Origin of the sequence: Tigheibacillus halophilus (genome assembly GCF_042683165.1) — a bacterium.
Classification (GTDB): Bacteria; Bacillota; Bacilli; order Bacillales; family Amphibacillaceae; genus Tigheibacillus; species Tigheibacillus halophilus.
Window position 1 is genome coordinate 17865 of record NZ_JBHUIZ010000016.1, and the last position, 23400, is coordinate 41264.

At 38.9% G+C, this 23400-nt stretch carries 17 protein-coding genes and 1 pseudogene; 14 read left to right on the top strand and 4 right to left on the bottom strand.

Translation table 11 applies throughout. From position 1 onward, the window contains the following. Positions 1–125 precede the first annotated feature (125 nt). Positions 126–725 carry a hypothetical protein gene (locus ACFSMW_RS18015; RefSeq protein ID WP_390357699.1) on the bottom strand — a complete coding sequence of 200 codons (600 nt, stop codon included), beginning with the start codon at positions 723–725 and terminating at the stop codon, positions 126–128. A gap of 471 nt (positions 726–1196) precedes the next feature. On the opposite strand from ACFSMW_RS18015, the gene ACFSMW_RS18020 reads away from it, so the two are divergent. The 8 genes and pseudogenes from ACFSMW_RS18020 (at position 1197) to ACFSMW_RS18055 (ending at position 11624) form a co-directional block, all read left to right on the top strand. Further along, positions 1197–2447, top strand: coding sequence for an MFS transporter (locus tag ACFSMW_RS18020; RefSeq protein WP_390357700.1), 1251 nt, complete (start codon positions 1197–1199; stop codon positions 2445–2447). Positions 2448–2653: 206 nt separating this feature from the next. Then, complete coding sequence (locus tag ACFSMW_RS18025; protein ID WP_390357701.1) at positions 2654–4246, top strand: PucR family transcriptional regulator; 1593 nt, start codon at positions 2654–2656, stop codon at positions 4244–4246. Between the two features lie 139 nt (positions 4247–4385). After that, on the top strand, positions 4386–5666 hold the full coding sequence (locus ACFSMW_RS18030; RefSeq protein ID WP_390357702.1) for a M20 family metallo-hydrolase: 1281 nt from the start codon (positions 4386–4388) through the stop codon (positions 5664–5666). Next, on the top strand, positions 5653–6438 hold the full coding sequence (locus ACFSMW_RS18035) for a dihydroorotate dehydrogenase electron transfer subunit (protein WP_390357703.1): 786 nt from the start codon (positions 5653–5655) through the stop codon (positions 6436–6438). The genes ACFSMW_RS18030 and ACFSMW_RS18035 overlap by 14 nt, the downstream gene beginning before the upstream one ends. Continuing rightward, positions 6435–7400: a dihydroorotate dehydrogenase gene (locus ACFSMW_RS18040; RefSeq protein WP_390357704.1), complete on the top strand. Its 966-nt coding sequence runs from the start codon at positions 6435–6437 to the stop codon at positions 7398–7400. Before ACFSMW_RS18035 ends, ACFSMW_RS18040 begins: the two co-directional genes overlap by 4 nt. Beyond that, positions 7397–8812: an allantoinase AllB gene (allB, locus tag ACFSMW_RS18045; RefSeq protein WP_390357705.1), complete on the top strand. Its 1416-nt coding sequence runs from the start codon at positions 7397–7399 to the stop codon at positions 8810–8812. The genes ACFSMW_RS18040 and allB overlap by 4 nt, the downstream gene beginning before the upstream one ends. Before the next feature lie 30 nt (positions 8813–8842). Then, positions 8843–10141 carry a CapA family protein gene (locus ACFSMW_RS18050; RefSeq protein ID WP_390357706.1) on the top strand — a complete coding sequence of 433 codons (1299 nt, stop codon included), beginning with the start codon at positions 8843–8845 and terminating at the stop codon, positions 10139–10141. Between the two features lie 55 nt (positions 10142–10196). Next, positions 10197–11624: pseudogene (locus ACFSMW_RS18055) on the top strand (aspartate ammonia-lyase). 333 nt (positions 11625–11957) lie between these two features. Here the strand turns inward: ACFSMW_RS18055 and ACFSMW_RS18060 are convergent. Next, positions 11958–12875, bottom strand: coding sequence for a class I SAM-dependent methyltransferase (locus ACFSMW_RS18060; protein WP_390357707.1), 918 nt, complete (start codon positions 12873–12875; stop codon positions 11958–11960). A 646-nt stretch (positions 12876–13521) separates the two neighbouring features. On the opposite strand from ACFSMW_RS18060, the gene ACFSMW_RS18065 reads away from it, so the two are divergent. Then, complete coding sequence (locus ACFSMW_RS18065) at positions 13522–13878, top strand: hypothetical protein (RefSeq protein WP_390357708.1); 357 nt, start codon at positions 13522–13524, stop codon at positions 13876–13878. 476 nt (positions 13879–14354) lie between these two features. Here the strand turns inward: ACFSMW_RS18065 and ACFSMW_RS18070 are convergent, their stop codons facing one another. Then, positions 14355–14441 (bottom strand): putative holin-like toxin, encoded by an 87-nt coding sequence (locus tag ACFSMW_RS18070; protein WP_390357783.1) that lies wholly within the window; start codon positions 14439–14441, stop codon positions 14355–14357. 533 nt (positions 14442–14974) lie between these two features. Between ACFSMW_RS18070 and ACFSMW_RS18075 the strand changes: the two genes are divergently transcribed. From ACFSMW_RS18075 to ACFSMW_RS18095, 5 genes are all read left to right on the top strand, one after another. Further along, the gene (locus ACFSMW_RS18075; protein WP_390357709.1) at positions 14975–15475 is read left to right on the top strand and encodes a MarR family winged helix-turn-helix transcriptional regulator; all 501 of its coding nucleotides are present in this window, start codon (positions 14975–14977) and stop codon (positions 15473–15475) included. Between the two features lie 21 nt (positions 15476–15496). Further along, positions 15497–18580: an MMPL family transporter gene (locus tag ACFSMW_RS18080; RefSeq protein ID WP_390357710.1), complete on the top strand. Its 3084-nt coding sequence runs from the start codon at positions 15497–15499 to the stop codon at positions 18578–18580. 251 nt (positions 18581–18831) lie between these two features. After that, a complete protein-coding gene (locus tag ACFSMW_RS18085) occupies positions 18832–19557 on the top strand; it encodes a ZIP family metal transporter (RefSeq protein ID WP_390357711.1) in 726 nt (241 codons plus the stop codon). Positions 19558–19989: 432 nt separating this feature from the next. Continuing rightward, positions 19990–20565, top strand: coding sequence for a YjgB family protein (locus tag ACFSMW_RS18090; RefSeq protein ID WP_390357712.1), 576 nt, complete (start codon positions 19990–19992; stop codon positions 20563–20565). Between the two features lie 392 nt (positions 20566–20957). Beyond that, positions 20958–21434 (top strand): BsuPI-related putative proteinase inhibitor, encoded by a 477-nt coding sequence (locus ACFSMW_RS18095; RefSeq protein WP_390357713.1) that lies wholly within the window; start codon positions 20958–20960, stop codon positions 21432–21434. A gap of 286 nt (positions 21435–21720) precedes the next feature. Here ACFSMW_RS18095 and ilvD read toward each other — a convergent pair whose 3' ends face one another. After that, positions 21721–23394, bottom strand: coding sequence for a dihydroxy-acid dehydratase (gene ilvD / locus ACFSMW_RS18100; protein WP_390357714.1), 1674 nt, complete (start codon positions 23392–23394; stop codon positions 21721–21723). Between the last annotated feature and the right edge of the window lie 6 nt (positions 23395–23400).

Below are 23400 nucleotides of genomic sequence, written 5' to 3' on the forward strand. Positions count from 1 at the left end.
GCAACTTCAAAATTTGATGTACAACCTCTTTTATTCGATTCATTGAAAACCTCTTAACAATAGAATGTAGGTACTATTTAATTGTATAAAAAGGGTGTGCAGTTTTATGCACACCCACATTTAAATTATTTTACAGGAAAGGTCATTTTGACTTTGTCGCCAGTTTTCTCAAAATCTTCATCGTGGGCCCCGTCAATGATTAAATTGACTTCTTTAATATCCTTGGAAGGTGTATCTACTAAAAAGATGATATTACCTTCCTTTTTGACCTTACCGATGAAATCCCCGCCAATGTCATCGGACAAGAACATGTCAGCGTCTACTTGATCGCCGGCATCAGTTGTTAAAGTTGCCTGGTCGGGATAAAATCCCATCGTTTCATCAGATGTATTTTCTGATTTAACTTTCATTGTGATGGCTGTTGCTTTTTCTTTACCATCGAATGAATCCTGATAATCCTTAGCTATTTCGAGATCGCCAACTTGAATGGCATATACATTGAACTTAATTGCACCACTTTCAGCATTTTCGTTTATATCCTTATCTTTATAAGTGATTGTCATTTTACCGACTTCGGATTCTTGTACATTTTCATCTTTTGTTTTTTCTTCTTTTTCGGTTTTAGTCTCTGAACCGTCATCAGACTTACTTATTTTCTTTTCCCCACAAGCTACAAGACCAGCAGCTAATAACGCTGCGACTAATAAAAATAAAAATTTCTTCAAACTAATCTCCCCTTATTTATAAAAAATTTATCTATGATTATACACCAGGTGTTAATCAACAATTATATACCGTGCAGTTGTTTTTTTTTATGTAATCCTATAAGTTTTAATATTTCTTCCGTATTAGAAGCTTTACTATTATTATCGGTTTCATTGTGGTTTTGTTTATCGCATATCAAGAAGTTAGTAGAACTTATAAAGATATTTCAAAGTAATTGATATAAGTGAAAATAGAAAAAGTAATAATATGTTTTTTTGGACAATAATACGACATTAAATTTGTCCTTACTGACGATGTATTATATTCGGGAGTGTGATAAATTATATAACATATAATTTTCAGTAAAATGAAAGCCCTTTCCAACATTGGTGAAAAAGCGTTTCAAAGCATTATCTAGTAAGTGTTTGGAGATTGAATTACTGTTAATTGAATCGTAGTTATACTTATACATAATATGGAGGGGTGTCTAAATGGAAATAACTAAAAAGGTACAGGAAACACAAATTAATAGTTCAGAATCCTCAAAATACCAGTGGCAAACGTTGTGGGCATCCAGTGTAGGCTATATGTTGGACGGTTTGGACCTTATGGTTTTGTCTTTTACGCTTCCTCTTATTATCGCAGGTCTATCCTTGAGTACTGTGGAGGGAGGAGCATTGTCAACCATTACGATGATGGGAGCGGTTGTTGGCGGCATCATTTTTGGTATATTAGCAGACAAATATGGCAGAGTAAAAGTTTTTTCTTGGACAGTGCTCATTTTTTCCCTCTTCACTGGTCTTAGTGCGATTGCAATTGGCTTTTGGGATTTTTCTATTTACCGCTTTTTGTCCGGCCTTGGTTTAGGAGGGGAATTTGGTATAGGGATGACCCTAGTTACGGAAGCATGGCCGAAAGAAAAGCGATCCCGTGCAACTTCAGGTGTAGCTGTAGGGTATCAGGCAGGAATTATACTGGCTTCAGTGGTTACGGCAATAATCGCGCCTCATTTTGGCTGGCGTGGTGTATTTTTAGCTGGTGTGTTACCTGCCATTTTTGCTTTTTGGGTCCGTAGAGGATTAAAAGAACCAGAAATGTGGGAAAGGATTCGGGAAAATAACAATAAAAGATTACACAAAAAGGTACCAATAAAACAACTTTTTGATTCTCCCAGGAAATTAGGTATCACAATTGGATTAATTATTATTTGCGGGGTCCAAAATTTTGGCTTTTACGGTGTAATGACGTGGGTACCGACTGCACTAGCCCAAGATGTTGGTTTTTCTTTTAAAGGCACAACTTTATGGACAGTGGTGACTACAATCGGTATGGTTTTAGGGATATTGATATTCGGTATTCTTGCTGATAAATTCGGAAGAAAGCCGTCCTTTATCATATTTCAAATTTGTAGTGCTGTTGGTATTTGGATTTATTTTCAATTTACCATTCCAGTATTGTTGATTTTATTTGGCGCTGTGTTGGGATTTCTGGTAAATGGTATGATGGGAGGGTATGGTGCAATCTTATCAGAACATTATCCAACAGAGGTTCGGGCAACAGCGCAGAATGTTGTTTGGAATATTGGACGTGCTATAGGTGGTTTTGGTCCTCTAGCTATCGGTATTATGGCGCTTCATGGGTCAATAAGCTCGGCCTTAGGATTGATTTCGGGGGTCTATGTCATAGCTGCACTGGCAATGTTTTTCTTAATACCCGAGACAAGAGGAAAAGAGATTAATTAAGACTAACCTTTGCTTTCCAGTTGCATCATACAAAATAATTAAATAGGTTAAAAAGAACAACAAATGTGATTTTTCATTTGTTGTTCTTTTGAATACGCTAAAATGTACATATGTGGTTTATGGTTTTTAGTATCTTCGTGTATCTTTGTAATTTTTATTCACACTGTCAATTGCTTCAATATACTTAATTGAAAAAGGTGAGGTAGATGGGAATAACATTAAAAAACGCAATGAAAATCGGGGGGTTAAAAGATTGCCGTATTTTAACGGGAGAAGAAAGATTATCAAATGTAATCGACAATGTAACAATTATGGAGGTCCCCGATATCACGCGCTGGTTGAAGGGGAGGGAACTGTTATTAACTAGTCTATTTACAAAAAATGAACCATCTGAACAACGACTATTCATAAGGCAGCTAGCTGATATCAATACCGCCGCTTTAGCAATTAAACCATATCATTATGTGGGTGAAATCCCTGAAGCTATATTGGATGAGGCTAAAAAGGTTAATTTACCAGTCATAGAAGTCCCCGAAAAAGTAAGTTATTTGGATATACTATCCCCGGTTATGAGTGCAGTCTTTGGTAATAAATCTATACTTCAAGATGACATCGAACAAGCTAACAAAATTCTAAGGGAAGTTTCGATAAGTGGAGGGGGCATCGCCGACTTTATTAAAACATTAGAATCACTTATACAAAACGTTATTACGATAGAAAGCCAATTGCCTTTTATAGATGTTCCGACACCTAATTTTAAAATAAGTTCGTTAACAGACAAAGAGATAAGGGAAATGGAATTAATTAAACGTCCGATTCGTTTAAAACGTCATTATAATGATGAAGAAATTTCGTGTATTGTTGCCCCCATATTGCTTGATGGGATTGTATATGGCTATATCACAAGCTGGGGTTATAGATCTGAAAACTTACAGTTGGACCTGTCGATATTGGAGCAGGCATCCATCTTTTTATCACTTGAATTTTTAAGACTTAAAGTAAAACATGATGTGGAACAACAATATAAAAACGATTTCGTTCGAGAGTTGCTTTTTAATAATTCAATCAGCTTCCAGGATTTAATTGAAAGAGGTAAAGAGCATCAATTCTGTAACGAAAAGAATTATGCCTGCATTTTATTCACGACGGGAAATGAAGAGGATAAAAACAAGGGAGTCGATGTTACAAAAGTTAGCAGGATTGACTACGTCATTCGTCAACGATGGCCAAATGCCATTGTAGGAAGTATTCGAGAACATATTTGTATCATTTTTCCAATAGATAATAAAACAAAAAAAGAGATCAAGCATCAATGTGAAGTTTTATGTAATTATTTGGACGCTTATGTAGGACGTCGGTTTGTAACTCATATGGGCGTTGGAAAAAGTTGTGCAGGTATAGCAGAATTGCGGGAAAGTTTTACGCAGGCCGAGCATGCATTTAAATTAGGTAAAGAAATGACTAATTCCTATGCGATCACCTTTTATGAAGATTTAGGAGTATATCGTTTGCTTGGTGAGCTAATTGGAAATGAAGGATTGCTTGATTTCTTTCATGATACCGTAGGGAAGCTTATTAAATATGATGAATCGCATAATTTAAAACTGGTTGAAACATTGATGGCTTATTTTAAACATAATGAGAATCTTAAGGAAACGTCTGGTTCTTTGTTTATACACGTAAATACATTGAAGTACAGGATTCAAAAAATCGCATCTTTAACTGGCTATTCGTTGAATGATACAGAGGGAAAAATGATGTTATACCTTGGTTTGAAAATTAATGAATTATCCAGATAGAATTGTATAAAGAGACAATATTATAATAAAAACCATGTCATTAAAGACGAAGCATTATTGTAAATCCTCTAATATAATAAGAATAAATTATTCATTTAATTGTTAGAATATATATTTAATTGTATCTGGGGGAGAAACAATGAGTCTTGAACGAATTGAAAAGATGTTAAAACAATTTAATGCGATTGGTTATTCAGAAGGTGGCATGAATCGATTGGCATTTACGGAAAATGAACTGAAAGCAAAAGAGCTTTTTAAAGAAATGTGTAAGGAGAAAGGTCTGAATGTCAGGATGGACAATAGTGGTAATATCATTGCTCGTAGAGAAGGGATAAATCCAGAATTGCCGCCTGTTTCTACTGGTTCTCATCTGGATACTGTCATTAATGGGGGAAAATATGACGGTACGGTAGGTGTTGTGGCCGCATTAGAATTAATTTGTCGTTTGAATACACGACATATACAAACACTTCACCCCGTCGAGATTATCTGTTTTACGGCTGAGGAATCATCAAGATTTGGACTCTCCACGATAGGCAGTAAGTTTATGACTGGGAATTTGAACAAGGATGAAATTGAAAATATTAAGGATAAAGATGATATAAGTATGGTTGAGGCGTTTTCTCAAGTAGGTTTACATTTTGATCAAGTAGAAAGCGCATTCAGAAGAAATGAGAATATAAAAGCATTTTTTGAGGTTCATATTGAACAAGGACCTGTATTAGAGCAGGAAAATGTAAATATAGGAGTTGTAACTGGAATTGCAGCTCCTACTCGGTTAAAGGTAACGGTGGAAGGAGAGGCATCTCACTCTGGCGCAACACCTATGAACCTGCGAAAGGATGCATTTCTGGGTGCTGCAGAAATCGGTCTGGCTGTAGAAAATGCTGCGAATTTGGAAGCTTTGAAAGGAACTGTGGCTACTGTAGGTGATTGTGTCATCACTCCTGGTGTGATGAATGTGATCCCTGCAAAAGCAGAGATGAAAATTGATATTCGTGGAATCGATATTGGTTCCAAACGAGTTGTTTATGAAAGAGTAATGGCGACTATTAAAAGTATTGAAAGAGAGCGGCATCTGTTGATCCATACTGAATTATTGTCAGATGAGGAGCCTGTTTTATTAGAAGAAGATATTATATCTTCTATTTCGCAAACGTGTAAACAATTAGGTATTTCATATAAAAAAATGCCAAGTGGAGCCGGCCATGATGCCATGAATATGGCAAGATTATGTTCAACGGGACTGATTTTTATCCCATGTCGTGATGGTTTAAGCCATCACAAAGATGAATTCACCTCCATTCGTTCCATTAAATTGGGATGTGATGTACTGGAAAAAGAGGTATTAAAATGGGCTGAACCAGTTAATGAAAAGGTTTCAGCAAATAATGGAGGTGAATCTGATGAGAGACTATAAATTAACGTTGCTGTCCAATCAACAGGTAAGTACTCGTTATTGGCACATGATATTGGACTCATCTGATATTCAGGAAAGCATTGAACCGGGACAATTCTTTAATATCCAATCCACTGATCATCATTCGTATTACCCCTTGTTAAGGCGCCCATTAAGTATTTTTCTCATAAATGATGATACTTTGGAATTTCTTTATAAGGTTGAAGGTGCGGGGACGACCCAGTTAACGAAATATGCTCCAGGAAAAAATATGCAATTACTTGGGCCTGCGGGGGTTCCTTTCACAATAGACAGGGATTGCAATCGAATCTTATTACTTGCAAGAGGTGTAGGGATTGCTACTCTTGCTGCCCTTGCTCAAAAAGCCTTTCAAAAGGGAATAGAAATACATTCGATTTTAAGTGCTCGAAAACGGGATGATTTATTGGCTACCAAGACATTGGAAAAATATTGCAAGGAAATTTACTGTGTAACGGAAGAAGATAAATCAAGTGACGTGGAAAATGTACGTGAAATCATTCATCATTTAACGAAGACGTATAACTTCGACGCAATGTACACCTGTGGGTCGAAAAGGTTGTCTTTATTGCTGCAAGAATTATCAATAGAAAGTGGAATCAGTGGGCAAGTTGCTTTGGAAGAGTATATGGCATGCGGAATGGGCGTTTGTTATTCATGCGTATGTGATGTTAAAAGAGAAGGAATGATCCATACTGTTAAATCGTGTGAGGATGGCCCCGTTTTTCCTCTTAGTGAGGTGGTATTCAGATGATAAGGGCTAAGTTAAATCTAGAGGTGAATATTGGTGGATTAAGAATAAAAAATCCAGTTATGCCTGCTTCGGGGGCATTCGGGGAGGGAATGGATAAGATTATTGATTTTAATCTCCTTGGTGCAGTTATCCCTAAAAGTATTACGAAATACCCGCAAAGAGGGAATCAAAATCCCCGGGCATGTGAAACAAAAGGCGGAATGATTAATTCAATCGGTATTCAGAGCAATGGAATAGATTATTATTTAAAAGAAATAGTTCCATATTACAAACAATACAGGGCACCATTAATATCCAGTATTTCTGCAGAGTCTATTGATGAATTTGTGGAAATGTCAGAAATTATCGGGGCTGTACCCAAAGTGTCTGCACTAGAATTAAATATATCTTGCCCCAATTTAAAAAGTGATGGCCGGGCATTTGGAATGAGCGATGATGTGACCCATCATTTGGTAAGCAGAGTAAGAAAAGTGACGGATAAACCAATTCTTGTCAAACTGACACCAAATGTAACGGATATTCGGTCTATTGCATTAGCTGCAGAAGGCGCGGGTGCGGATTCTCTGATAGTTGCTAATACCCCCTTAGCAATGGCGATTGATATTCACTCCCGTCAGCCCAAAATAGGGAATATTATGGGGGGGTTATCTGGGCCGGCTATTAAACCGATCATTGTCAGACAAATATACCAGGTCCATCAAGTGTCCAGCATCCCAATTATTGGCTGCGGTGGTGTAATGACTTCCGATGATGCCATTGAAATGATGCTGGCAGGTGCATCTGCAGTACAAGTAGGGACGGCAAATTTTGTATCTCCAACAGCAATGATTGATATTGTAAAAGGCATTCAAACGTATATGGAAGAACACCAGTTAAAGCGTATCGATGATCTGGTGGGAGGCGTTATAATACCAGATCAAAGAAATGAGAATACTTTTAATAGAAGGGGAGAGGGAAAATGACTGAATGGGATCATATTATCAAGAATGGAAAAATTGCAACTTCCGAAAATTGCTATGCAGGTGATATCTACATTAAAGATGGAAAGATTGCAGCTGTTACGTCAGAAGAACTGCCTGGTGAAGCAGAGCAAATCACTGATGCTTCAGGGTGTTATGTATTACCAGGATTAATGGATACCCACATCCATTCAAGAGATCCAGGGTCTACATACAAAGAAGATTTCTACCACTCTACTTTGGCCGCTGCATCTGGTGGGATAACACTTGTTTTTGAGATGCCCAATACAAATCCGCCTGTCAATAACGTGGAGAACCTTCATAATCAAATTCAAAACCTCTCCAAAAAGGCTAATGTAGATTTTGGGGTCTGGGGAATTTGTCTGGGAGATTTAAATCTAAGTAGTATCCAACCGCTCTATGAAGCGGGTGTTATAGGATTTAAGTTTTTTTGGGGCTATGCTATAAAACGCGACACTTATGAATTAGTCTATAACTATACTCCTGAAATGAAAGATATTATACCGCCCTTAAATGATGGTGAAGTTTATAAGATGTTCAGGGAGGTTTCCAAAACAGGCAAAATTTTAGCAATCCATGCAGAAAATAATGAATTAATTCATCAATTATCAGACGAGATACAAAAAGAGGGCCGCAAAGATTATGAAGCGCTAGTTGAGGGGAGACCGGACCTAGCGGAATTGACTACCATCCAAACTGGAATTGCTTTTGCTAAGCATACCGGTGCGCGACTTCATGTACTCCACATTACGTCCGCGGAAGGTGTAGACGCTGTGAAAGATGCACAGGAAAAAGGAGAAAGCATCACTTGTGAAACTTGCCCGCATTTTCTGTTTTTGAACGCCGATGATTATGAAGATATCGGACCAATGATGAAGGTTTACCCGCCTGTGAAATATAAAGACGACCAGGATACACTTTGGGACCGTATTACGGACGGGACGATTTCAATTGTTTGCTCCGATCATGCCCCTCATACAGAGGAAGAAAAAAGTGGGGATTTATGGTCCATACCGGCTGGTATGTGTGGAGTAGAGACAACAGTACCATTAATGTTAAATGCAGTTAACGAGGGGAAAATAACAATTCAACAATTGGTTTCGCTTTTGTCAACCAATCCGGCTAAACAATTCGATATTTATCCTGAAAAAGGATCGCTGCAAATTGGTACGGATGCTGATCTTACTATTGTAGATTTAAATCAACCGTTTGAAATAAAAAAAGAGAATCTGCATAGTAAAAGTAAAGTTACGGCATTCGATGGTTTCCGTGGAAAAGGTAAACCGGTAGCAACCATTGTTCATGGCAAAACAATTATGCATCATGGTGAAATTGTAAATGAGCATCAAGGTAAATGGATTAAACCTAGTAACAATAGTCTAAGAACTAATTGAGTAAAGCTGGCTAACAAAGGAGATGAAACAGTGGGAACAAACGAAATTGCTATTTGCGCAACTGGTGATAGTTTTATTACACGCAGGTTGCCATCACATTCATCAGATTCCTTCCGCGAGGTTTCACAACTATTAAAGCATGCAGATGTTCGCTTTACTAACCTTGAAGTGACAACACACCAAATGGAGGGTTATCCCTCAGCTGTTAGCGGGGGAACATGGGCAATTGCATCACCGAACATTTTATATGATCTGAAAGCATATGGTTTTAACATGTGTGCTTGGGCAAATAACCATACAATGGATTATTCACAAGGAGGTTTGTTGGCAACTAAAAGACACTTGGATGAACATGAGTTAGTTCATAGCGGGGTCGGAGAAAACATGGCAGAGGCGAGCTCTCCGAAATATCTTGAAACTCCTTCAGGAAGGGTTGCTTTGATTAGTGCAACATCGACCTTTCACGAATCGTGGCGGGCAGGAGAGCAACGCCCTGATATGATGGGTCGTCCTGGTGTCAATCCTTTAAGATACTGTACAACGTTTTTTGTTACAAAACCTGAAATGGAAAAACTTCAAGAGATCGCGGATAGCACATTTATCAATGCGGATCATAATCTTGCTATTAAAGAAGGATTTGAAGTAGAGAAAGAGGATGAGTTCTCCTTTGGTCCTCTACATTTTAAGGTGGGAGAAAAACCAAAAAAAGAGACAGTTCCGCATGCATCTGATATGCGAAGATTAGAAAAAGCTATTCATGAAGCACGCCGGCAGGCAGATGTTGTGATGGTTAGTATTCATTCACATGAGATGAAAGGGGAAAACAAAGCGCTTCCTGCACAGTTCATCGAAATTGCGGCCAGGAATTGTATCGATGCCGGGGCAGATGCAGTTATTGGCCATGGCCCCCATATTTTACGCGGAATTGAAGTATACCGGGGGAAGCCCATTTTTTATAGTTTAGGAAATTTTATTTTTCATAATGAGACAGTAACAACGCTCCCTGCAGATTTCTATGAAAAATATGGTTTGGATTCCCGACACAATGTGGCAGACGCGCTTGATAAAAGGAGCGATAATAATACTAAGGGGTTAGGTGTTAATCCACTTGTTTGGGAATCTGTCATCGCAAAATGGAATATGAAAGAAAATAATGTGGCAAGTATAAGCCTGCATCCTATAGAACTTGGGTTTGGCTTACCAAGATATAGCAGGGGCTGGCCCACGCTTTCGGGCAACCAGCATATTTTGGAAAAACTACAGAAATTAAGCCAGCCGTATGGGACTAATATTAAGATTGAAAAAGGCATAGGAGTAATCCAGCTATAGAAATTTTAAGGTTGAATATTTTGTCAGGTCAATTCGAAGTCAGGAAGTGTATGTAATGGAAAAAACATCTTTCAGGATAGAGAAGGACGCTTTGGGTCCCAAAAAAGTTGATTAAGATGCTTACTATGGGGTGCAAACTTTGCGCGCCTTGGAAAATTTCCCTATTACTGATATTCCTGTACATAAGGAGTTAATTCTGGCCCTTGCAGAAGTAAAAAAAGCAGCGGCAGTAGCAAATATGTTTACGGATATGCTGCCTGGACCTCTTGGAAAATCTATTGTAAAAGCGGCAGATGAAGTGATCGAGGGGAAACATTTAGACCAATTTGTTGTTGATTCTATACAGGGTGGTGCTGGCACCTCTATTAATATGAACATGAATGAGGTTCTGGCCAACCGGGCACTAGAAATGTTGGGAAGAGAAAAGGGGGATTATGATTTTTGTTCTCCAAATACTCATGTGAATATGTCCCAATCGACGAATGATACAATACCAACCGCATTGAAAATCGCAGCTTTCCGGATGGCCAGAGAACTTGCCGCGACTATGACGGCTTTAAAGGAAGAACTTGTACTAAAAGAAAATGAGTTCCAAGATGTTTTGAAAATGGGGCGAACTCACTTGCAGGACGCAGTTCCAATCCGGTTAGGACAGGAGTTTGGCGCTTATTCTGAAGTTGTCAGCCGGGATATAAAAAGGGTTACAGAAGCTGCGAAAGAAATGCTGACTGTGAATCTGGGTGCTACTGCAGTTGGCACAGGACTCAACGCAAAGCCTGAATATATTGAAGAGGTTGTCAAACAATTATCCATTCAGATAGGAGTGAGGCTGCATCGGCCAAATAGCATGGTTGATAGCACACAAAATACGGATGGATATACAACTCTATCCTCGGCATTGAAAGTGTCGGCCCTTAACATGTCTAAAATATGCAATGATATCCGGTTGATGGCATCGGGACCAATGACAGGATTTCGCGAAATAAATCTTCCCGCCAAGCAGCCCGGTTCCTCAATTATGCCAGGGAAAGTGAATCCAGTCATGATAGAAGTGGTTAATCAGATTGCATTTCAGGTTGCAGGCAATGATCAATCAATCTGCATGGCTTCTGAAGCGGGTCAATTTGAATTGAATGTAATGGGACCCGTTATTATTTTTAACTTACTGCAGTCATTAAAAATCATGAAAAACGGAATTGAGGTATTTACACGCCATGCTGTTAGCGGTATAGAGGCCAATGTACAGCGTTGCCGTGAATATGTGAAGGAAAGTTATGGCATTATAACCGCATTAAATCCATATTTAGGATATGAAACATCTGCGAAAGTAGTCAAACAGGCTATAGAGACTGGGCGAACTATCCAAGAAATTTGTGAGGTGCATCATTTATTATCAGAGAAGGAACTAAAAGCCATTTTAGATCCAAAAGAAATGACCACACCTGGCATTGCAGGAAATAAGATTTTAAAATTGACACATTAAAATGCTAAGCGTTGAGTTGTCACGGCCAATCGATTTAATGGGGATAAATAAAGCGGGAAAATGATTAATGAATTTATGAGAAGAGTTATTAAAATTTCATCAGAAATTCGAAACATGTTGCAAAGATTCTCTGATCGTAATACAAGGAATTTAAGTCTAGGGATATTTTCCGTGGGTTGCAGATTCGTATAAAAAATACCCAGTAGGAAAAATGCTGATTATGATTACACAATGAAAGCAAACTGTCGGGAAACACATTATTTATAAACGTTAGATAAATCCAAACCTCCCAATCAAAGTAGATTGAGAGGTGGGTTGGTAATTAAGCAAAAGTTATTTTTTTACAGCATGAATGTAATGAATCGTTTCGAACGCAGATAAATAATCTGAACGATCACGGAAGAATCGATTATTAATAGCAACAGGTGATAAATGTTCATAAATGAGTAAGCCCGAGTCTTCTAACATCTTTTCCACTTCCTCATAAGTAAAACACGATTTCATTGGCTCGCCACTGGCTGAAGCCATTTGAACCATATTTTGAACGCGATTGGACATACCTTTTTCTTCAAAAAGCTTTTCATCTGCATAGTCAAACACGATGGAACTTCCAGGTGGTATTTTTGTGAATAATTCATTTATCAAATTAGTGTTTTCCTCTTTTGTTAAGTAATAAGAAACCCCTAAAAGACTGACAAAAGCTTTTTTGCTAGTGCTAAAGCCTTCTTTGATAAGGTACTGTAATGTAAAGTTTTTAGTGAAATCCATTGCAACGAAATGAAGGTTATCCGGAATTTGAAAATTAGCATCTGCCAACCTTCTCTTTTTAAAATCTTGTGTAGCAGGATAATCTACTTCAAATATCTCCAAGATTTTGTCTAATTCTGGTTTTCTAAAACAAAAGGTATCCAGTCCAGCCCCTAGAATGACATACTGTGCAGCACCTAGCGCTAATTCATGAAATAATACATCTTCACTATAGGCAGCACGTGCTAAAGGTGTCGGAGAAAGTTGAACTTGCGTAATCCATTTTAAAATTTCATCCGGCTGATCTTTGTATTTCCTGGCAATTTCATTATTGAAAAATGGAATTCCTTTAATCATATTTTCACGAATGTCCCTAAATTCCTTGTGGGTAATTAAATCTTTTGCCATAAAATCATCAAAAATTTTTGGTGTGTCGTATTTGCTGTGGTATGCTCGACCAAAAGCTGATATTAAGGAAGTTAAGCTTGATTCATTTTTCTCCATCCATTAATCCTCCCATATAGCAAAATAAGATTCCCCTGGCCAGGAGAATCTTATTATATACAAAAAAATATTAAATGTAAATTATAGCATAAATAAATATTTTGTCAATAAAAACGACTTACGTGTGATGATGATAAATCGCCTCATGGGAATAGTTTTAATGCAGCCACATAACTGTATTAAAAATGTGAGCCGAGCAGCCGGCAACAAATAGCTGAACATCTAAGGTAAGCGTTCAAAAAAACATGTTACACTAAATGGAGCATACCTTATGAGTAGAATGATCAACCATTGTTATTTGTAACCAGACAGATTGCACGGATAAAGTTTAGAACGTTCGACCATTGTGGATTCTAAACGAAAGAAGGGTGGATCTAAATGAGAAACATTATTTGGCTTCAATTAGATATAGTTTGTCATGTTAGTAAGTGATTTGAAAAAATAGAGGGATTATTTTGCAGCAATACTTTCAATCACTATTATTCGGGCTAACAAAAATGTGAAGCAATTGCGAAGTGCATAAAAGTGGAGGAAAAAGAAACAGACTGTGGATTTATGAAACAAGCGGCTTTCAGTTTGCCTGCCTGGGACAATTTAATAGATTGTCAAATAACGCCATTCAACCAAATGAAGGGAGATAAAAACAATGAAAAGAGTAATCACTATTCTCATTACATTAATTGTTTTAGCGGGATTGAGCTATGGCGTAACTTATTTTACCCATACAAAGTTCATTGATTTCGCATTTTTAATTGGAATAGCTGTCACAGTGATTATTTGGTTTTTCACGTCAAAAGGAGGCCAGACCACAAGAATTTTAGATGCAACTATTCAAGAATCAACTGGGATTAAAGGAGATCAGGAGAAGCATGAGTTCTCTCCCAATGTTGCTTTCTATACATCTTTAATCTATACCATCATAACTTTGGCAGCAGTGATATATCACTACAAAAGTTATTTTTTAAGATTTTTGAATAAATCACTGCTAAAGGATGGAACCTAGGGAAACTTATTCCTCGTGTTGGCTGACAATATTTGCCACTAATGTGCTGAATGAAATCACCTTTTCAACGTCAATAAATGGAACTCCTTCGTGAGAAATATCCCTGATGAAGGTATGATTTACAGAAAATCTGCGGTGTGTTGCACCCCTGATGGGAAGCACCCGGGCTATGAACCACCCACCCCGAAGAAAATCCCCCAAATAAGTTGTTCATCCACCCTATGAACTACGCCAAATGAGCAACAGAGTGTTGGCAATGCAGCAATCTCTAACAAATAAACAATGCATATGCAAGATGGTGAAATGGGTGTACAAAACGCGTACATATGGTATATTGTAAGTAGAACATCATAAGATAGGAAAAACCGCTCCATGCTGTAACATGGAACGGTTCCAATAGACCAACCCCATCAAGAGGGGTCTGGCACCCTTAGAAAATAATCCCTCAGTTGCCAAAGCGAAGATGACATGAGGGGTTATTTTTTGTCGTTGTTGGCTGTGATGATAATGGCAACCAATGTGCCAAACGAAATCATCAATGTCAGCGCCTCTTCAACGTCCATAGGCAACACCTCCTTCGTGGGAAATATCCCTGGCGAAGGTACGATTTGCAAAAAACGTGATGTGCCCAACCCCTCATGTGAAGCTTGTCTATTGTCAGTTCATTATAGCATGAAGGGAACATTTGTTCCAATATGTAATTGGTATAATTTACAAAAATTCGTTCGAACTAATCGGAGAGTTAGTCCGAACCAACACAATGCAAAGTAACGCCATACACTTTTGACCCCTTTTTTGTTCTTCGTAGAATTTAGCTGTTTTCCTGTAACATAGGGATATCCAGGCTTTCCACTAGTTTGTTTAAACTTCTGGGAAGCTTTTTCCATTTCACGGGTTACATGCAGGTATGCACTTTCGGTTACCTGGCGGCCAAACAGTTAACAATAGAATATACTTTTGTCAAAACTACTCGGCAATCGCAGACTGAGATAAAACCGACACAATTTATCCGTTGACAAGTATAATGTATCTCTTTAATATATATCGTGTACGATGTATCGTATGCGATTTTTTGGGGAGAGGAAGTTGAGGCGAATTGGAAAAGGCTGATTTTATAGGGGATTCTATTGCGTATATACATCGTTACACGATGAAAAGTCTGCAAAAGCAGGCTGAGGAGCATGGTGTTACCATTCCCCAAGTAAGGGTGATAGCGGAAGTTTTTTCGCATAAAACGGTAAGCGTCAAGCAACTTTCTCAAAACTTGAAAATGACGCAAAGCACCGTTTCGGATATTGTGGAAAGACTGGTGTCAAAAGGATTTCTAATTAAAACACCTAATGAAAAGGACAAGCGTCTGGTAGATATATCCTTGTCTCCGAGACTTGCTGAAGATATAGATGAGAGTATTTCACAACTAAAAAACCAGTCGTTAATCGGTGTTTTAAATCGGTTAAATCCTAAGGAACAGGAGATTGTAGAACAGGGGATGCAATTATTGGTTTCTGCTGTCAAAGAAAGAATGATAGAAGAAGGAATGGATAAAAGCGAATTCCTGGATATTCTGTACTTCTCCGAGGACAAATCTGACAAATAAACATAAAACGGAGGATATGGAATGCGAACGATTATTAAAGGACGCTGGATTATTCTGGCAGTCTGGATTATTGTTACGGTTATGTTGACCGTTTTTCAACCAGATGTCAATGCTATATTGCGAGATAAAGGACAGGAGGGTACGAGTGCAAACAGCCCTTCCGTCAAGGCCAGCGAGATGCTGAAAAAAATTGACGCAACAAAAGGTACAGACAACCTGATTGTTTTTCATGATAAACATAAAATAACCAAAGAGGACATGAAGCAAATCAAGAAGGCTGTAAATGAGATTGATAAGAGCAAATCCGAGCTTGGCATTACGGACATGATAGATCCATTCCATATGCCGGATGCCAAAAGCTCCCTCATATCTAAGGATGGCACGACTTTGATGGTGAGCTATAAGCTGGATAAAAAAGGCAGAGAAATAGATGATATCCAGAAGCAATTTGAAAAGAAACTGGATCATGTGCCTGTGGAACATTATTTAAGCGGAGAAGATTTTATTAATAATGACTATTTAAAGGCAACGCAGTCCGGTGTCGAAAAAAGTGCTGCACTGACAGTTATCTTTATTTTAGTTGTACTCATCATTGCCTTCAGATCTTTTGTAACACCGTTTATATCGCTGCTTGCAGTAGGTTTTTCCTATCTTGTTTCAATGGGAATTGCTGCACAATTAATAGATAAAGCAGGATTCCCTATTACAAGTCTTACGCAAATGCTGTTAGTGCTCATCCTGTTCGGGATTGGAACGGACTATAATATTCTTTTATTCAATCGTTTTAAGGAAGAATTGTCACATGGCAATTCTATTGATACGTCCATTGCAAATACGTACAGGACAGCAGGAAAAACAATTGGTTACAGCATATTGACGGTATTTATCGCGTTTCTTGCGCTTGTTTTCTCGGAATCACCAATTTACCAATCCGGTGTTGTCGTTGTCATTGGCGTAACCATATTATTACTGGAAATTCTCACGCTTACCCCTTTTATTATGAAGGTTCTGGGCAAGAAACTTTTCTGGCCATCTAAAAATGTCGGCGGTCACAAGGAAAATAAATTCTGGGGAAAAGCATCTGCATTGGGAACGAAGTATCCGATTATTGTTACAGTCATCATTCTTTTAATAGTCGGGCCGATGGTTTTATTCCATGAGGAGAAATTGAATTTTGATACGGTTGGGGAACTTGGGGACAACTATCCTTCTTCCAAGGCAATCAATCTGGTATCCAAGCATTTTGGAAAAGGCCAATCTATGCCGGCTTCGGTTGTCATTGAAAATGACAAGGCGCTGGATGATAACAAATCGCTTGCTGTTGTCGATGATATAACAGAAAGGCTAAAAGCTATGAAGGGTGTGAAACAGGTTTCTTCCGTTACGCAGCCTCTGGGAAAGCAGATTGATGATTTCTATGTTTCCAGCCAAATGGGAACTGTTACCGATGGCCTGTCTGATACCCAGGATGGTGTGGATTCGATAGCTGATGGTATGAAGGAAGCTTCGAAAGAACTTGGCTCTGCAGATTTTTCCCAAGTAAATGAATTGGTTAACGGAACTGCTGCACTTCAAGATGGCGTATCTGGATTATCCGATGGCCTGAAGCGAATCCAAGCTGGAATTGATGATGGAACAAGTAATCCAAAAACCATTTCAAATGGTATTGCGTCTATTGAAACCAACCTGGGAACTATGAGTGATGGTGTGTCGCAACTAGCCAAAAATTATGAGCAAATGCAGGCTGGTTACAAGGAAATGGGGACACATTACCAGGATGCTGCCAAAGCACTGCTTGGGGTGAAAGAATCCATCTCGACGATGCAATCCATGGTTTCTGAGTTGGGAAACAGTTATGCGGAGATCAATACGGATAAAAATTATCTCGGTTTGAAACAAACCTTGGACACGTTATCTTCATCCTTAAAAGATATAACACCTGAGGGCATTAACCAATTAAATGAGCAATACAATACGGTTACCAACGGTTTCGCTACTGCCAATAACAACCTTGCCGATATCAACAGTGGTTTAAATCAAATGAAAGATGGTCTAAAACAACTGAAATCCGGTCTGGGAGAAGCTTCCTCGGGGATCGGTACAATCGTAACAAATATGAATAGTGTGAATGACGGGCTTGGCCGGATGAAGTCAGGCCAGAAGGAACTTGCTGAAGGGCTTGAACAGTTTGACGCATTTGGCGATCAATTATCCGATGTAAACGGAGGATTGGAAAAAATCTCCGATGGTATTGGCCAAACGAATGGCTATTTAACGCAGCTGCATAAGGATAAAAGCTTCTTTATACCGAAAGAAGCTTTGAAGAATAAAGATTTTAAACAGTCATTGGATGCCTTCATGTCCAAAGATAGAAAGATCACAAAAATGACGGTTATTCTGAACGATGATCCATATTCAGATAAAGCATTGCAAACAGTTGAATCCATAAACAAAACGATTTCTACCGGATTAAAAGGCACTGAGCTTGAAAATGCCAAATATGGCACATCTGGACCAAGTGCGACAACCAATGATATGAACAATATCCTGTCCAGAGATTTGAATAAAACAACGGTTATTGTTATTCTCGGCGTGCTGCTTGTGCTGTTCGCTGTCATCAGGTCCTTCTGGACACCGATCTTTATTACGGCATCACTTGTAGGTGCATATTACGCAGCGATGTTTACTGTAAATTATATATTCCTGGATTTATTGGGATATGCCGGACTATCTTCCTTTGTACCATTCTTCTCCTTTATCATTATTGTGTCTCTGGGAGTGGATTACAGCATTTTCTTAATGATGCGATACAAGGAATACCCGGACATGTCACCTAAAGAAGCGATTGTTCAGGCTTCCAAGCATATCGGCGGCGTTATCATTTCTGCTGTTATCATACTGGGAGGTACTTTTGCAACACTTCTGCCGGCAGGAATTATCCTGTTATCTGAATTGGCAATTGCGGTTATCACAGGTTTAATCGTACTTTCATTCATCCTGCTTCCGCTATTCCTGCCAGCTTTAATAGCACTTCCGGATAGGCTTGCCAATTTGTTTTCCGGCAAGAAGGATAAGTCAAAGAATACAAAGCAAAAAGCTGTATAAATTGGTGTGTAATAAGTTAGGAATCTAGACTAAAACAGACCCTTCTCTAGCTGAAGAGAAGGGCCTGTTTTTTTTATAGTTCTCCAGATTTTTGCAACTGTGGAGCCATGAAATAGGATCCTCCATCTTGTCGGAAAAGTAGGGATAACTGGGGAAGGCAGAATATATGAATAAGGGAACAGTTTCATGAAGTCATGCATGTTCATTGAATGGAAACATATGATGAACTAATACTACTCTGGAGGCTTTCCATGTCTTTATTACCTTTAATATTTTCTTCGTTTTGTACAGGCTTAGGAGCCTTGCCTGTTTTATTAATAAGAAATGTTTCTCATAAAGGAAAAGATGGTTTGCTTGCCTATACCGCAGGCATTATGGTGGCTGCTTCAGCGTATGGACTGATCCCTTCTGCTATGAAGTTATCCAACCTTACTGTTTTAGTTATTGGAATATTAGTTGGGACACTGGTGTTGACAGTGCTGGAGGCATTTATTCCGCATACAGATTTGGACCATTCTGCAAACCCATCCTCAGATTCAAAAATTATCATTACGTTTTTAACCGCCATGTCTCTGCACAATCTTCCGGAAGGCTTGTCTGTTGGGATTAGTAATACAAGCGCCATTCAGGACGTGGGTCCGCTTGTTTCTTTTGCGATTGGACTTCAAAATGTTCCGGAGGGATTTTTAGTAGCTTTATTTTTAATGACGCAAAATGTCAATCGGCTGAAGGCGATTTTACTTGCGGTGTTTACGGGGATGGTTGAACTATTCGCTGGAATGATAGGGTTGTTTTTCGGAGAATCTTTTATATATATTATTCCTTATGGCCTTGCTTTTGCTGCGGGTTCAATGCTCTTTGTGATTTATAAGGAATTAATACCGGAAAGCCACGGAGATGGCAATGAAAGATTATCCACATGGGCATTTATCTTTGGGTTTATTACAATGGTCATTTTAACGGAGTGGTTTCGGTAGTACCGGGGAAAAATTTTGTGTTTATCTTTTTATGACTGACACCTCTTTTAGATGGAAGGGGTGTCATTGTAATTTAAAGCTCTCATATTACTGATGCAGATCTTATTCCCTATCCAGTTATCAGTTGGTGAAAAGATATCCAACGTCAATTCCATCGTGTGTGGAAGAATATGACAAAAATGTAAGTGCAAGCTTTCCGATTGTAAGGAAAATCAATATTTTATTCAGTACTTTCATTTTATAATGACAATATAAACTTAGATTAGAAGTACAAAGAAAGACCAAGGGCTTTTAGATTATTTACAAGTACCACATTTTGGTCTTTCAACCTAGCTCTTTTGTTAAGGGGGGATTAACCGAATATAAGCGTTTTAAATTGTAGAATTAAAGGAACACGCTTAGCAGTAAAAATATTTTAGAAGGAGAGATACAATGAACGTCAAAAAAGGTTTATTAGTCGGTGCAACTGCTGTCGGGCTCACGTTATCAGGGGCAGGAGTAACCACAGTTTCTGCTGCTGATGATGTCCAGGGAACTTCTGTCTCAGGTGTCCATTCTTCTATTACCAATCAGGAGGCCGCTGAGTATGTAAATGCGATCTACGATTCTGCTTATAGCGGTAAAATGCCTAGAGAGGCCCATGACCTTAAAATGAATAAGAGCTCCAAAAAAGCTGTTCACGAAAGATTAGGCGAACCTCAAGAAACGGAGGGTGGATTTGACTTGTACGGATGGGAAATGGGAAACGCTGGATATGGATTTGCTTACAACAAGGATAATACCATATCTGAAATAAGAAACTTTGGTACGGGAGTCGAAAGACAAAAAAATCTTGGAGGTATTACACCTGCTGTGTTGAATGAACAGTTTGGCAGTGCCGACAAGATTCTTGCGGTCCCTCAAACAAATGAGATGGACTATGTTTACAACACTGGTAAATATGAGCTTCACTTCGTTGTCGGTGGTGATAACACAGCCGACCATGTGAATTTAAAAGAAGCAAAATAATTGGTTTTTCGCAAGAGGGCCGTCTCCATGATGGGGAGATGGCCTTGTTTTTGTTTGGCGTGGCCAGAATAGAATAGGAAACTAATCATTTAAATTGTATCTTTTTAGAAGAAATAGCGTTAGCTGAGGCTAAACTTCGGGAAAAGATGATTAGAGTATTGCATTTTTTAACCTTGATGATATGGTAAGGAATATAACAATGGAAACATTTATAACACGATTGTTTATTCTGATTATGCATGTTTTACTATTTGAAGGGATATAAAAGAAATAGAAGGCGATCAAAAGATTGCCACAGCATAGCTTCCGATGAAAGCCTGAAATCATATTTTTCCATGAATCGGAACAGTTTTAAGGAGCGTTGCAGACATTGATGAAGGAGGCTGTCCGGTATGTTCACCAGTAGATCACTCATCCTTTTTTGTATATGTATTTGTCTGTTTAGTTTCATTGCCGGATGTGGTAAGTCATCCAGCGGCACGCAAAATCATAAAGATCGTGAGCCATACGACGGAGGTGGCAAAGTGACAGGAAAAATCCAAACACGAGTGTCCAGTAAGCAAGACGATGGTACTGTCCATTTCGTTTTTCACTTGAAAAACGAATCTGGTAAGGAGAAAACCTTCCATTTCAATACCGGACAGCGATTTGACTTCATTATAAAGGATAGTCAGGGCAAGAAAATCAAACAATATTCCAAGGGGCGCATATTTACACAAGCATTGGGGGAAGAGAAGGTGAAAAAGGGTGAGGAATTGACTTATAAGGCCAAGATTGCAGATTTGCCGAAGGGGAAATACACTGTGACGTTCTGGTTAACGGCCCAGAAAGAAGATTTGAAAGCAAGTCGAACATTTGAGGTTGAATAAGGGATGCTGCATTTTAAACTGCCATGGAAAAATGGCGTGTGGAAATAGTCGCTAATAGATGTATGCTTTTTCCGTCTCTCGAACAAAATCCCCACGTAAACATAGTCAGTTTACGTGGGAGAAAGATGAATCAAAAATAAACATGATTGTTGATGAAGATCTGCTTACATGGATTATTGGGTAAGAAATCTTGGCAATAAACGTTGAATTGATTTTAAGCCAAACGTTTATTTTAAGCGGTTTGTTGATAGTAAAAATGAGCTATTAAACGCAATAGTTCTGGGAATTATATGCTCATCACGCCGCCTTTGGAAGCGTTTGTCACAAGTTTAGAATACCTTCCGAGCCATCCTTGCTTGATTTTAGGTTCAAAGGCTTTTAAGGATTTTCTGCGTTCCTCTAAGGTTTCATCCAATACCTTCACGTTTAGTGTTCTATTTGGTAAGTCAATAACCACCATATCCCCGTTTTCGATCAAAGCAATAGGTCCGCCTTCCGCGGCTTCTGGAGAAATATGTCCGATAGAGATACCGCGAGACGCTCCCGAAAAACGCCCATCTGTCAGAAGCGCCACTGTGCTGCCTAAACCACGACCCATAATAGCTGAGGTAGGAGCAAGCATTTCTGGCATTCCCGGACCGCCTTTAGGCCCTTCATAACGAATGACGACAACATGTCCTTCTTTTACAGCTCCATTGTCAATGGCTTCTTGTGCTTCTTCTTGGGATTCAAAGACGATTGCTTCCCCTTTGAATACTTGTATAGCAGGATCCACAGCACCAACTTTAATGACAGCACCTTCTGGCGCTAGGTTTCCGTATAAAATGGACAACCCGCCGACTGGACTGTAGGGATTATCTATTGTGCGGATGACTTGTTCATTCGTAATTTCATATCCACTAACAAGTTCGCCCATTGTCTGTCCAGTTATCGTCAAGCGTTCTGGATGAATGGCATCGGGAATCTTTGTTAACTCATTAATTATGGCACTTACTCCGCCAGCTTTATTGATATCATCCATGGAAATATCAGATGCAGGCATGATTTTCGCAAGGTATGGTACCCGGGCAGCAATTTTGTTAATATCCTCAAGGTTATAATCTATACCCGCTTCATTAGCAATTGCTAGTGTATGGAGCACTGTATTCGTGGACCCGCCCATCGCCATATCAAGTGCAAATGCATCATCAATCGCTTCTTTCGTGATGATATCGCGGGGTTTAACATCATCTTCAACCATACGAATGAGATGTTTTGCCGCCTCGCGGATCAATTCTTGGCGCTTCTCGCTCGTGGCGACAATGGAGCCATTTCCGGGAAGGGCTACACCTAACATTTCCATTAAACAATTCATGGAATTTGCTGTGAACATGCCTGAACAAGATCCGCATGTTGGACATGCATTATTTTCGATATTGTTAAATTCTTCTTCTGTCATCTTACCTGATTTATAAGCACCGACACCTTCAAAAACCGACGTAAGCGAAAGTTGTTTTCCAGTCGAGCTTTTACCGGCTTCCATAGGTCCTCCAGAAACAAAGACGGAAGGTACATTTGTACGAGCAGCGGCCATTAACATACCAGGAGTAATCTTGTCACAATTCGGAATATAAAATACGCCGTCAAACCAATGCGCATTTATAACAGTTTCGGCACTGTCAGCAATTAGTTCACGACTAGGTAATGAGTAGCGCATACCAATGTGTCCCATTGCAATGCCATCATCAACGCCAATGGTATTGAATTCAAATGGAATGCCACCGGCCTCGATGATTGCCTCTTTTACGACATCTGCAAATGCACGTAAATGCACATGTCCAGGGATAATATCAATATAAGAATTACAGACACCAATAAACGGTTTTCCCAAATCTTTCGCTTTTACTTTCCCAGTTGCATATAACAGACTGCGGTGGGGAGCACGATCAACCCCGATTTTAATCGTATCACTTCTTCTCATCTGCGC